Source organism: Streptomyces sp. SAI-127 (assembly GCF_029894425.1).
Classification (GTDB): Bacteria; Actinomycetota; Actinomycetes; order Streptomycetales; family Streptomycetaceae; genus Streptomyces.
Genome location: NZ_JARXYJ010000001.1, coordinates 7,077,682 through 7,089,626, shown reverse-complemented (window position 1 = coordinate 7,089,626; position 11,945 = coordinate 7,077,682). Strand labels below are relative to the sequence as shown.

The window sequence follows — 11,945 nt, the reverse complement described above, 5'->3', positions numbered from 1 at the left end:
AGCCATGAAGTCGACTTCCGGCGGTCGCCCCTTCCCCGACGGCTTCCTGTGGGGAGCCTCCACCGCCGCCCACCAGATCGAGGGCAACAACGTGGGCAGTGACTGGTGGCACCGGGAGCACGAAGAGGACAGCACCCTCCCGGAACCCAGCGGTGATGCCTGCGACAGCTATCACCGCTGGCGCGAGGACACACCTTCACACGCACACCGAAGCCGTCCGCTGCCTGGCTGGGCGGCTTCGCCCGAACCCGGGTTCTTCCGCGGGTCAGCGTCTGACACCGTGATGGTCACTGCCCAGGGTCAGCGCATCAGCGCAGGTCAGCCTCGCGGTCCTGCGCCGTGCAGCAGGGTGTCGATGACGAGTGCGGCCAGCGCGTCCGGGTCCCGCGCGGCCGGATCCTGATCGGCACCGGGCCTGTCGAGGGCTTCGCCGAGGAGGGCGTAGTACACCTGCCGCGTCCAGTCCAGGTCCGCGTCCGGGGCGAGCAGCCCCTCCCGCTGCACCCGGTTCAGGAGTTCGACGGTGCGGGTGTCGATCTCCTCCCAGAGGGCGGCCGCTGCGGCGGTGTGGGGCGTGGAGTGGCTGAGGGTGAAGCGCCAGGTGTCCTTGACCCGCAGGACGTTCGCGGTCACCCGGTACAGCGCCACCAGAGCGGGAGCGGCAGCGGGCCGGGCTTCCTCGATCGCGTCGATGATCTGCTGCTTCGCGGAGACCGCGAGCGCCTCCAGCAGTGCCTGCCGGTTCGCGAACCGGCGGTGAACGGTGATCCTCGTCAGCCCCGCCGCCTCGGCGATCTGCTCCATGGAAGCGCCGGCGTCCTGGGCGAGGACCCGCTCGGCCGCCTCCAGAATCGCGCGCACACTGCGCTCGGCATCTGCCCGCAGTGCTCGGCCCATGTCTGTCTCCTGTCTGGTTCGCTACCCGGGGTCCCTTTTAGAGGATACGCGAGCGCTACGGGTACCCCATTAATTGATTCTCCAGTGTTGCAACTATAGATATATTTGATACGTTCGTGACCTGAATGTCGATCATGTGATCCCATCCTCCGAACCCAGCGGAGCTCCTCCTTGACAGACCGCGCCGTACGCCGACGCCGTCAGGCCCTGTTCCTCCTGTTCTTTCTTCCTGGCATCGCCCTGTCGTCCTGGGTCACGCGCACCCCGGATGTCCGCGATCAACTGGGCCTGTCCACCGGTCAGATGGGTCTCGTCCTGTTCGGCCTGTCCGTCGGTTCCATGATCGGCATCCTGTGTTCCGGCCGTTTCGTGTCCCGGTTCGGCACCCGGCCGGTCATCGCGCTCGGCACTCTCCTGATCATCGTGGGCACGGCCGTCATCGGTGCGGGCAGCGCCGTGCCGTCGGCACCGCTGGTCACCGCGGGGCTGTGCCTGTTCGGCGCGGGCATGGGCGGCGGCGAGGTGGCGGTCAACGTGGACGGCGCCGACGTGGAGCGCATCACCGGGACCGCGGTGCTGCCCACGCTGCACGGCTGCTTCAGCCTGGGGACGGTCATCGGGGGGTCGGCCGGAATGGCGGCCACCGCCGCCGACGTCCCCGTCTCCTGGCATCTGGCCGTGGTCGCGCTCGTCGCCACGGGGATCCTGGTCCGCGCGATGCGTGCCGTTCCCGTCGGTATCGGCATCAGCGCCGCGCCGTCGACGCCGGTTTCCGGTCCCGGTCCTGGTCCGGCGCAACGGCCCCGGCCGCAGGTGTGGAAGGACCGGAAGCTGCTGCTCATCGGCGCCATCGTGCTGGCCATGGCGCTGGCCGAGGGCGCCGCCAACGACTGGCTGCCGCTGCTCATGGTCGACGGCCACGGCCTCGACGCCGCGATGGGCTCGCTCGTCTATGTGGGGTTCGCGGCGGCGATGACCCTGGGACGCTTCAGCGGCACATACTTCCTCGGTCGTTTCGGGCGGGCCGCCGTCGTGCGCGCGAGTGCCGTCTCCGGTGCCGTCGGGCTTCTCTTGGTCATCTTCTCCGACAACGCTGTGGTCGCGGCAACAGCCGTGCTCTTCTGGGGACTTGGGGCCTCCCTCGGCTTCCCGGTGGCCCTGTCGGCGGCGGGCGACTCAGGCCCCGACCAGACCGCCCGCGTCTCACTGGTCGCCATCATCGGCTACGTCGCCTTTCTCGTGGGGCCGCCCGCCCTCGGGTTCCTGGGCGACCACTACGGGCTGCGCTCGGCCATGGTGGTGGTTCTGGCGTTCGTCGCCTCCGCCACCCTCATCGCTCCGGCCGCCGACACCCGCGGCCGCTCCACCACCGCGGTGGACGTCCCTCACGACACGCTGCCCAGCGCGAATCCCGCAGGCCACCGAGAAGACCGCTCTTGAGCCCGAGGTAGCGCCCCGGCTTCCACAACGAACCCGTCGAGCTGCGAAGTAATCAGCGCGCGCCCGGCGGCACTCGCCCGGGCCCCGGCCACGGCGACGGGACGTACAGACACCCCCCGGGTCCCGCCCTGCCCTGCGTAGGAGATACGTCGACGCTACGACTACCTGACTAATTGATGCCGATTGGGGGCAGCCGGAAGCGGCCCCTTCACGTCGAGGCAGCGCCGCCGCAGCCGGCCCGATCGGGCGCAGTGCCACACCGGACGAGATCGCGGCTTGTGCCATGTTTCTGGCGCACGAATCGGCGTCGTTCGTCACCGGATCGGTACTCGTGGCCGATGGCGGACACGGTCTTCCGGAGACGTGGCCGCGACCGAGCCCCGTGCAACCAGGATCGGAGCGCTCGATTCACGTTTCATGGCGATCGAATCGAAGGCGATGCGAGTGTATTGCGCGTGAATCGCTCGCATGCTTAGCTGTTCGCGCACCTGGGAGGTGAATGTCCTGGACGACATCGATCGGGCCATCCTGCGCGAGCTGCAGACCGACGGCCGCATCCCCTACGCCGATCTCGGCCCGAAGGTCGGCCTGTCGGCGTCGGCCGCCCGGCAACGGTTGCAGCGGCTGATCGACACCAAGGCGGTGCAGGTCGTCGGCGTCACCGACCCGATGGCCATGGGCGGGCAGGCCATGGCCCTCCTCGGGCTCGGCGTCGACGGCGATCCGCGAGCGGTGGCCGACGAACTCTCACGCCACGACGAGGTCGTCTACGCCGTCCTGACGGCCGGCACCTTCGACCTGTTCGCCGAGGCCGTCTGCCGGCATCCGCGTGACCTGCTGGACTTCGTCAACGACGTCGTGCGTCCCATCGAGGGCGTGACCACGGTGGAGAGCTTCCCCTACTTCGGGATTCACACCCATCGGTTCCTCTGGAACGTCGGCTGAGCAGCGCCCTGCTCACGTCGCTCGGGGCGCGCTCGTCCTCCACTGCTCGGGCGAGCCACATGGTCCGACCAGGCCCGTACACCTAGCGCCCCGTCACCTGCGCACAGTCCCGGCCACTCCACCACACCCTCCCTCACCGACAGCCGAGGACAGACGCCATGACGCACCATCAGCCGCGCACCGTCGACTTCTTCGCACGCGAGGCCCTCGCCGCCCCTGAGGTGACACCGGACCAGGCCCGGCGCATCGCCGCCGAGAGCTTCGGAATCGCCGCGCGTGCCGAGTCGCTGGGCAGCCAGCAGGACGCCAACTTCCTGCTGCGTCAGGACGACGGAACGCCCACGGCGGTCCTCAAGATCGCGAACCCGGCGTTCGGCGCCACCGAGATCGACGCCCAGGACACCGCCGCCGACCTGATCGCCGCCGCACACCGGGACCTGCGCCTGGCCACGGTCCTGCGTACACCGGACGGCGCCGCGCAGACCGCCACCGTCCCCACCGACGGCGGACCTGCCACGGCGCGGTTGCTGCGCTATCTGCACGGCGGGACCCTGTCGGGGCCACGCCACCTCTCCCCGCGCACGGTCGCCGCCATGGGCCGCGTCGCCGGCCGCGTCAGCACCGCGCTGCGTACCTTTCGTCACCCCGGGCTTGAGCGTGTGCTGCAGTGGGATCTGCGGTACGCCGACCGCGTCGTGGACCTGCTTGTGGAGCACATACCGGAAGCGGCGCGCCGCACCGCTGTCCTGGCGGCGACGGCCGAGGCGTGGACAGAGGTGGGGAAGGTCGGCGACCGACTCCCGCGGCAGGCCGTGCACCTGGACCTCACCGACGACAACCTGGTCCGCTCACCCGACAGCCGTCTCCCCCTGCCCGACGGGATCATCGACTTCGGGGACGTGACGGCGAGTTGGGCGGTGTGCGAACTCGCGGTGACCCTGTCCTCGATACTGCACCACGACGGCATGGAACCGCACCACGTGCTGGCTGCCGTCCGCGCCTTCCACAAAGTCCGCCCGCTGTCCGCCGAGGAGGCGGCGGCCCTGTGGCCGCTCACCGTGCTCCGGGCCGCCACCCTCGTCGTGAGCGGGCGGCACCAGGCCGCGGTCGACGCGGACAACGCCTACGTGCACGCCAACCTCGACCAGGAGTGGCGGATCTTCGAGCAGGCCACCGCCGTGCCGTGCGCGGTGATGACCGGCCTCGTCACGGAGACCCTCGGCCTGGCCGAGCGCCGAGCCCCCGCCCGGCCGCCGGTCGAACCCCTGGTGGCAGAGCCGGCTCTCACCGATGTCGCCGTACTCGACCTCTCCACCGAGGCCGACACGATGGACCACGGAGCCTGGATGGAGGAGAGCACCCCGGACCGCCTCGCGGCTTCTCTCCTCGCACAGGGAACTGCGGCGGTGGCCACCCGCTACGCCCAGCCACGGCTCAGCGCGGCCAGGGCGCTGTCCCACAGCTCGCCCGCGACGATCGCCACCGGCGTCGACCTCTGGCTCCAGCGGCCGACCGCCCTCCGGGCGCCCTGCGACGGGGAGTTGCTCCACGCTGCACCCGGCCACGCGGTACTGACCTGCCGGCCGCACGTGCTCCACCTGACCTTCACCGACGCCGTCCGACCCGGCCCGCCCGAGGGAACGCCGATACGCGCAGGCGAGCAACTGGTCTCCCTGCCCGCCGGCGCACACGTCCACGTCTCCCTGCAGCACCCCGACGGTCCGGCCGTTCCGGCGCTGGTCAGGCCCGAGTACGCCGCCGGCTGGCTCGCCCTCACAGCCGATCCCTCCCCGCTCATCGGCTCGCCCGCCGCCGGCACCCCGCCGCAGCCGGACCTGCTCGCACGACGCGAGGCCGCCTTCGCCACCGTCCAGGAGCACTACTACGACGACCCGCCCCGCATCGAACGCGGTTGGCGCCACCACCTGATGTCCACCGACGGACGCTCCTACCTGGACATGGTCAACAACGTCACCCCCCTCGGCCACGCACACCCCCGCGTGGAACAGGCGATCTCACGGCAGTTGCGCAGGCTCAACACCAACTCGCGCTTCCACTACGCCTCCGTCGTCGAGTTCACCGAGCGGCTGGCCGCGCTGCTGCCCGACCCGCTGGACACCGTCTTCCTCGTCAACTCCGGCTCCGAAGCGGTCGACCTGGCGATCCGCCTGGCCGTCGGCGCCACCGGCCACCCCGACGTCCTCGCCCTGCGCGAGGCGTACCACGGCTGGACCTACGCCTCCGACGCCGTCTCGACGTCGGTCGCCGACAACCCCAACGCCCTCGCCACCCGGCCGAGTTGGGTTCACACGCTGGACTCACCCAACTCCTACCGGGGACGCCACCGCGGCGAGAAGGCCTCCGCGTACGCGCCCGAGGCCGTCCGGGTCATCGACGACCTCGCCGCGGACGGCCGGCCGCCCGGCGCCTTCATCAGCGAGCCCTACTACGGCAACGCGGGCGGTGTCGCCCTGCCCGACGGATACCTGGACCAGGTGTACAAGGCGGTGCGCCGCCACGGCGGCCTGGCCGTCGCCGACGAGATCCAGGTCGGCTACGGCCGTCTGGGCACCTGGTTCTGGGGATTCGAGCAACAGCGGGTCGTCCCCGACATCGTGTGCGTCGCGAAGGCCATGGGCAACGGTCACCCGCTCGGCGCCGTGATCACCTCCGAGGCCATCGCCGCCAGATACCGCGACCAGGGCTACTTCTTCTCCTCGACCGGCGGCAGCCCCGTCTCCAGCGTCGCCGGTCTCGCCGTCCTCGACACCCTCCGTGACGAAGACCTCCAGGGCAACGCCGTACGCAACGGCGCCCGCCTCAAGAGCAGGCTCCGCGCCCTCGCGCACCGCCACCACATCATCGGCGCCGTCCACGGCTCCGGCCTCTATCTCGGCGTCGAACTGGTCCGCGACCGCGCCACCTTGGAACCGGCGACGGAGGAGACGAGCGAGCTCTGCGACCGCATGCTCGAACTCGGCGTCATCGTCCAGCCCACCGGCGACCACCTCAACATCCTCAAGATCAAGCCGCCGCTGTGCATCGACTCCACCGCCGTCGACTTCTTCACCGAGACCCTCGACCGCGCCCTCACCGAGCTGGGCGAACGTGACGGAAGTGAGCACGCGTCACGCTGAGGGCCGGGGGGCCCGCGCGTGCGGACGGGTTGCAAGGTCACCCGGACGAACAGGTTCAGGTCGTCGTCTTCGACAGCGGCACGCCCGGGCACTTCCTCAACCACGCCGCGCGCGGAAACTGGCGGGAATGCAGGGCCGGCAGTCGGATACGCGAATCCGCGTGCTCCCTCACTCCCTGACGTCGACAGATCGTGCCTGCGGGGTGTCAGCGGAGGGGAAACCACGCACGCTCCGGTCAGCTCGGCCCGGGGCTTGTGCAAAACGTTTTGGATCCTTAGCGTCCGGTTCGGACGGAAGGATCCGCATGATGCGCCGACTGATCGTGACGTCCTGCTCGGTGCTTCTGGTGCCCGAGCAGGGCCCCTGCCGAGTGGAGACCGACCAGGACATCCTGGTCGAGGACGGTGTGATCGCCTGGCTGGGCCCGGCGGGCTCAGGGCCGGACTCAGCCGGGGCCGAGGCCGTGGACGGCACGGGCCTGATCGCCGTACCCGGGCTGGTGAACGCCCACACGCACGGACCGATGACGCTGATGCGCGGCGCCGCCGAGGACGTGAGCGTGGAGGCCTGGTTCAACGAGCGGGTGTGGCCCATGGAGGTCAACCTCACCCCCGCCGACATCGGCCTCGGTGCGGAGCTGGCCTGTGCGGAGATGCTGCTCAGCGGGGTGACCACGTTCGCCGACCACTACTTCCACGCCGAGCGGATCGCCGATGCCGTCGTACGGACCGGAATCCGGGCCGACATCGCGCCGACCTGCTTCAGCAGTCAGGGCCGCGCGGCCCTCGAGGAGAGCGCCGGGACCGCAGCCGCCCTGCACGGCACGGGCGACGGGCGGGTCACCGCGTCGCTGGGCCCGCACGCGCCGTACACCGTCGAGGACGCGGACCTCGTGCGGGTCGCGGAGCTGGCCCGGGACCTGGGCCTACGGATCCACCTCCACGCCGCCGAGCACCTGGAGCAGACCGAGTCGAGCCTGGCGAAGCGTGGCATCACGCCGATCACGGTGCTGGAGCGGACCGGTGTGCTGGACGCGGGCGCGCTGATCGCGCACGGGTGCGGCATCGTCCCGGACGACCTGCCGACGCTGGCGGCGCACCGGGACCGTACGGGCGTGGCCTGCTGCCCGAAGGTGTACCTGAAGCACGCCCTGCGTCCGCTCACGCCGGTGCGGGGCCTGCTGGACGCCGGTGTCGCCGTCGGGGCCGGTACGGACGGGGCGGCCGGGCACAACACGCTGGACGTGTGGGAGGCGATGCGGCTGGTCGCGCTGACCCAGAAGCAGGCCGAGCGGGACGCCACCTGGATGTCGGTCTCCGACACGGTCCGGCTGGCCACGCGCGGCGGGGCCCGGGCGCTCGGGCTCGGGGACCGGATCGGCGCGCTGGAGCCGGGCCGGGCCGCGGACATCGTGCTGGTCGACCTGGGCGGAGCACACTGCCGGCCGGTGCACGACCCGGTGGCGGCCTTGGTCTACAGCGTGCGGGCGAGCGATGTGCGCACGGTCGTGGTCGACGGACGGGTCGTCGTACGCGACGGCCGGCTGCTGACGGTGGACCTGCCGGGGCTCCTGACCGAGATCGAGGCCCGCGTGCCCGCGCTGCTCGACACCTCGCACGGCAGGGCGGTGCAGCACTATGACCCGTGAACAGCACGAGCACGCGGGCCGCCGCCGACTGCACACCCTGAACCCGCCCCCCGGCACCCCCCGCGGCAAGGCGGTGCAGCACCATGCCTCGTGAGCAGGACGACGACGGGGGTCGCCGTCGGCTGCGGCGGCCCGCGTCGATCAAGGACGTGGCCGCCGCCGCCCGGGTGAGCCCGACCACGGTGTCGCACGTGCTGAGCGGCAACCGGCCGGTCGCGGAGGAGACGGCCGACCGGGTCCGCTCGGTCGTGAGCCGGCTCGGCTACGTGCCGGCCTCGACGGCCCGCAATCTCCAGGCCGGTTCGACCAACGTCATAGGGCTGCTGGTGCCCGACATCACCAACCAGTTCTTCGCCGAGCTCGCCAAGGGTGTCGAGGACGCCGCCCACGACCTGGGCTATGGGGTCATCCTGTGCAACACGGAGTTCGACCCCGACCGCGAGGACCGCTATCTGGAACTGCTGCGCGGCCGGTTCATCGACGGCATGGTGTACGCCTCGGGATCGCCGCCCTCCCAGGGCCGGCTGGCGTCGCTGCTCGGGCGGTTCCCCATCGCCCTGGCCCGACGAGGTCGTTCCCGGTCTGCTGGAGCAGACCATCCTGGTCACCGCCGACCACCGCGCGGGAGGCCGGCTGATCGGACAGCACCTGAGGGAGCTGGGCCACCGCCGGGTACTGGCGATCAGCGGCCCGACGGACCTGGTCAGCAGCCTGGAACGGATCGCCGGTTTCCGGGAGGCGTTCGGCGACGCGGGGGTCACCGAGGTCGAGGGCGCCTTCGTCGAACGGTCCGGCTACCACCTGGTCGCCGCGGCCCTGGAGGACGGCGGCCCGCGCCGCTTCACCGCCGTGTTCGCCGCCAACGACCTGATGGCGCTCGGCGCGATCGCCGCCCTCGAGGACGCGGGCCTGCGCGTCCCCGACGACGTCTCGGTGGCCGGCTTCGACGACATCATGATCGCCTCCCGTGTCCACCCCCGCCTCACCACCGTCCACCAGCCCGCCTACGACGTCGGCCGCACGGCCGGCGCCCAGCTGCTGAGCTACGTCCACCGGGACGAGGTGCCCCCCGCCTCCCGGCACATCCTGCCCGTCCGGCTGAAGGTCCGCGCCAGTACGGCGCCCGTACGCCCGCCCCGCTGAACAGGGCACCGCCGCCCCACCACCACGCACCACACATCACCTGAAAGGTCGTTCCGCGATGCCCCATGTCCTCGTCGTGGGTGAGTCCTGGTTCATCCACTCCGTCCATCAGAAGGGGTTCGACTCCTTCTTCACCTCCGAGTACGTCGAGGGCGCCCAGGTCTTCCTCGACGCGCTGCGCGACCGCGGCCACACGGTGACGTACGTCCCGGCGCACGAGATACCGAGCAGGCTGCCCGCCACGGCCGAGGGCCTGAAGCCCTACGACGTCGTCGTGATCAGTGACGTCGGGGCCAACAGTTTCCAGCTCACGCCGGAGACCTTCGCCCGCTCGGTGCCCACGCCGGACCGGACGGAACTGCTGCGGGCCTACGTCGAGCGCGGCGGCGGCCTGCTGATGGTCGGCGGCTATCTCACCTTCACCGGCATCGACGCCAAGGCCCGTTGGGGGCGCACGCCGCTGGCTGCCGCACTGCCGGTCGGTCTGCACGACCGGGACGACCGGGTGGAACTCCCCGCCGGGGCCCCACCGCGGGTCGTCGCCCGGCACCAGGTGGTCGACGGGCTGGAGGCGACCTGGCCGGATCTGCTCGGCCTCAACGAGGTGACGGTGAAGGACGGGGCGGACCTCCTCGTCGAGTGCGCGGGCCATCCGTTGCTGGCCGTGGGCGGCTACGGGGAGGGAAGGTCGGCGGCCTTCACGTCCGACCTGGCGCCGCACTGGGCCCCGCCCGCGTTCCTGGACTGGAAGGGCTACCCCGAACTGTGGGACCGGCTGGTCCGCTGGCTGGCGCAGGCCCCGGTGGAGGAGGACGCCTGATGGTCACCCCCCACCTCTCGGCCGCCCCCGGCGACTTCGCACCGGACGTGCTGATGCCCGGCGACCCGCGCCGGGCACGCCGTATCGCCGAAACGATCCTTCAGGACGCCCGGCTGGTCACCGACGTGCGCGGCATCGAGGGATACACCGGAACCTACCGAGGCGTGCCCCTGTCCGTCCTCGCCTCCGGCATGGGGATGCCATCGGTCACGATCTACGCCACCGAGCTGTTCCGGTTCTACGGCGTGCGCAGCATCGCGCGGGTGGGCACGGCGGGCGGCATACCCCCCTCGGTGGGACTGCGGGACGTCGTCGTGGCCACCGCCGCTCATACCGACTCCGCGATGGGCAGCCACCGTATCGACGGGGTGCACCTGAGCCACGCCGCCTCCTTCCGCCTGGCCGCGGCCGCCGCTCAGGCCGCCGGGACCGGACGGCACATCCATGTCGGGCCCGTGTTCACCACCGACCACTTCTACCTGGAGCGCCCGGCGCTGTTCGAGCGGCTGGAGGCGCACGGCACGCTGGCCGTGGAGATGGAGGCCGCGGGCCTCTACGCGACCGCCGCCGCCGAGGGCGGCCAGGCGCTCGCCGTGCTGACGGTCAGCGACCATGTGCGCCGCGCGGAGGCGCTCACTCCCGCCGAACGCGAGACGGACTTCGACCGCGCCGTCACCATCGCGGCCACCGCACTGCTCGCGGAAACAATTTCCTAACACGACGGCCATAGCCAAAACGTTTTGCATTGCATAGCTTTCGGCCAATGGCAAAGACCGGTCCCCGCTAGAGAAAGAAAATCCAGACGATGAGCAAGATCAGAATTCTGGGGGCCGTCGCGGCGCTCTCCCTCACCCTCGCCGGATGCGGCGCCTCGACCGCCACGGACTCCGCCTCGTCCGGGAAATCCGGAAAGCTGAGAATCAAGTTCGTCATCAACGGAAACCTCGGTGACCGTTCCTTCTTCGACTCGGCGTACGCGGGCCTGCAGAAGACGGAGAAGGACCTCGGCTACAGCCTGAAGGTCGTCGAGTTGGGCAGCGACCGCACCAAGTGGTCCTCCGGCTTCGAGGACGCCGCCGCCGGCGACGACTACGACGTACTCGCCGCGGGCACCGTCGACACCGTCGGCTTCGTCTCCAAACTGGCCCCGGAGTACCCGGACAAGAAGTTCTGGCTTTTCGACGGATCCGTCGACTACACGGGCAAGAGCGGCTGTTCCAACAAGTGCGCGAACGTCTACTCCGTCACCTTCAAGCAGAACGAGGCCGCTTATCTGGCCGGATTCCTCGCCGACAAACTGGTGGCCGCCAAGGCTCTTCCCGGCAGTACCGGAAACGGGAAGGTGGGCGTGATCGGCGGAGTGAAGATCCCGGTCATCGAGGACTTCGTCGTCGGATTCAAGGCGGGCTTCAAGGCGGCGGGCGGGAATCCGTCCTCCGGTGTCCTCGTGCAGTACGTCGGCGGCGACAACCCGTTCGGCGACCCGGCCAAGGGGAAGCAGATCGCCTCGGCGATGTACGGGCAGGGAGCCGAGCTGGTGTGGCCCGTCGCCGGGTCCTCGGGCCTCGGCGTCTTCGAGTCGGCCGTATCGACGAAGCGGTACGCCTTCGGCGTCGACTCCGACCAGTACAGGACGCTGACCGACCCCGCCCAGCGGCAGACCGTCGTCACCTCCATCCTCAAGAACGCCGGCAACGCCCTCTACCTGGCGGCCGAGGCGAACAAGGCCGGCACCCTGGCCTACGGGAAGCCCGCCGCCGTGGGCCTGGCCGAGGACGGCGTGGGCTACGTGGACAACGCCAACTTCGACAAGCTCGTCCCGGCCGCCGTGCGCGCCGAGCTCAAGGCGCAGGCCGCAAAGGTCAAGTCCGGTGCCGTCAAGGTCCCTTCGGCCTTCTGACCTCCGAGGAACGCT

The 11,945-nt window shown here is 70.7% G+C and carries 10 protein-coding genes and 2 pseudogenes; 11 read left to right on the top strand and 1 reads right to left on the bottom strand.

All coding sequences use genetic code 11. The features are described 5' to 3' along the window. Positions 1 to 4: 4 nt before the first annotated feature. A pseudogene (locus tag M2157_RS32635) lies at positions 5 to 190 on the top strand (family 1 glycosylhydrolase); the annotation flags it as partial. A gap of 128 nt (positions 191 to 318) precedes the next feature. On the opposite strand, the gene M2157_RS32630 reads toward M2157_RS32635, so the two are convergent. Next, positions 319 to 897: a TetR/AcrR family transcriptional regulator gene (locus tag M2157_RS32630; RefSeq protein WP_280857424.1), complete on the bottom strand. Its 579-nt coding sequence runs from the start codon at positions 895 to 897 to the stop codon at positions 319 to 321. 171 nt (positions 898 to 1,068) lie between these two features. On the opposite strand from M2157_RS32630, the gene M2157_RS32625 reads away from it, so the two are divergent. From M2157_RS32625 to M2157_RS32580, 10 genes and pseudogenes are all read left to right on the top strand, one after another. Further along, positions 1,069 to 2,337, top strand: a complete 1,269-nt coding sequence (locus M2157_RS32625) for an MFS transporter (RefSeq protein WP_280857425.1) — start codon at positions 1,069 to 1,071, stop codon at positions 2,335 to 2,337. 172 nt (positions 2,338 to 2,509) lie between these two features. Next, the gene (locus tag M2157_RS32620) at positions 2,510 to 2,836 is read left to right on the top strand and encodes an SDR family oxidoreductase (RefSeq protein WP_280859003.1); all 327 of its coding nucleotides are present in this window, start codon (positions 2,510 to 2,512) and stop codon (positions 2,834 to 2,836) included. Positions 2,837 to 2,841: 5 nt separating this feature from the next. Next, complete coding sequence (locus tag M2157_RS32615; protein ID WP_280859004.1) at positions 2,842 to 3,282, top strand: Lrp/AsnC family transcriptional regulator; 441 nt, start codon at positions 2,842 to 2,844, stop codon at positions 3,280 to 3,282. A gap of 158 nt (positions 3,283 to 3,440) precedes the next feature. Beyond that, entirely contained in the window at positions 3,441 to 6,419 is a 2,979-nt protein-coding gene (locus M2157_RS32610; RefSeq protein WP_280866984.1) for an aminotransferase, read from the top strand. 304 nt (positions 6,420 to 6,723) lie between these two features. Next, complete coding sequence (locus M2157_RS32605) at positions 6,724 to 8,067, top strand: amidohydrolase (RefSeq protein ID WP_280866983.1); 1,344 nt, start codon at positions 6,724 to 6,726, stop codon at positions 8,065 to 8,067. Positions 8,068 to 8,150: 83 nt separating this feature from the next. Further along, positions 8,151 to 8,510 (top strand): annotated as a pseudogene (locus M2157_RS32600) (LacI family DNA-binding transcriptional regulator); the annotation flags it as partial. Then, complete coding sequence (locus tag M2157_RS32595; protein ID WP_280866982.1) at positions 8,467 to 9,210, top strand: substrate-binding domain-containing protein; 744 nt, start codon at positions 8,467 to 8,469, stop codon at positions 9,208 to 9,210. The pseudogene M2157_RS32600 and the gene M2157_RS32595, both read left to right, overlap by 44 nt. A 58-nt stretch (positions 9,211 to 9,268) precedes the next feature. Continuing rightward, on the top strand, positions 9,269 to 10,030 hold the full coding sequence (locus M2157_RS32590; RefSeq protein WP_280857429.1) for a glutamine amidotransferase: 762 nt from the start codon (positions 9,269 to 9,271) through the stop codon (positions 10,028 to 10,030). Next, entirely contained in the window at positions 10,030 to 10,746 is a 717-nt protein-coding gene (deoD, locus tag M2157_RS32585; protein WP_280866981.1) for a purine-nucleoside phosphorylase, read from the top strand. The genes M2157_RS32590 and deoD overlap by 1 nt, the downstream gene beginning before the upstream one ends. An 89-nt stretch (positions 10,747 to 10,835) precedes the next feature. Beyond that, positions 10,836 to 11,930, top strand: a complete 1,095-nt coding sequence (locus M2157_RS32580) for a BMP family ABC transporter substrate-binding protein (protein ID WP_280866980.1) — start codon at positions 10,836 to 10,838, stop codon at positions 11,928 to 11,930. Positions 11,931 to 11,945: the final 15 nt, after the last annotated feature.

Excerpts from the sequence above, each read along its gene's own strand:
- M2157_RS32630 (WP_280857424.1), bottom strand. The coding sequence starts at position 897 with ATGGGCCGAGCACTGCGGGCAGATGCCGAGCGCAGTGTGCGCGCGATT.
- M2157_RS32610 (WP_280866984.1), top strand. The coding sequence starts at position 3,441 with ATGACGCACCATCAGCCGCGCACCGTCGACTTCTTCGCACGCGAGGCC.
- M2157_RS32605 (WP_280866983.1), top strand. The coding sequence starts at position 6,724 with ATGATGCGCCGACTGATCGTGACGTCCTGCTCGGTGCTTCTGGTGCCC.
- M2157_RS32595 (WP_280866982.1), top strand. The coding sequence starts at position 8,467 with ATGGGGTCATCCTGTGCAACACGGAGTTCGACCCCGACCGCGAGGACC.
- M2157_RS32590 (WP_280857429.1), top strand. The coding sequence starts at position 9,269 with ATGCCCCATGTCCTCGTCGTGGGTGAGTCCTGGTTCATCCACTCCGTC.
- deoD (WP_280866981.1), top strand. The coding sequence starts at position 10,030 with ATGGTCACCCCCCACCTCTCGGCCGCCCCCGGCGACTTCGCACCGGAC.
- M2157_RS32580 (WP_280866980.1), top strand. The coding sequence starts at position 10,836 with ATGAGCAAGATCAGAATTCTGGGGGCCGTCGCGGCGCTCTCCCTCACC.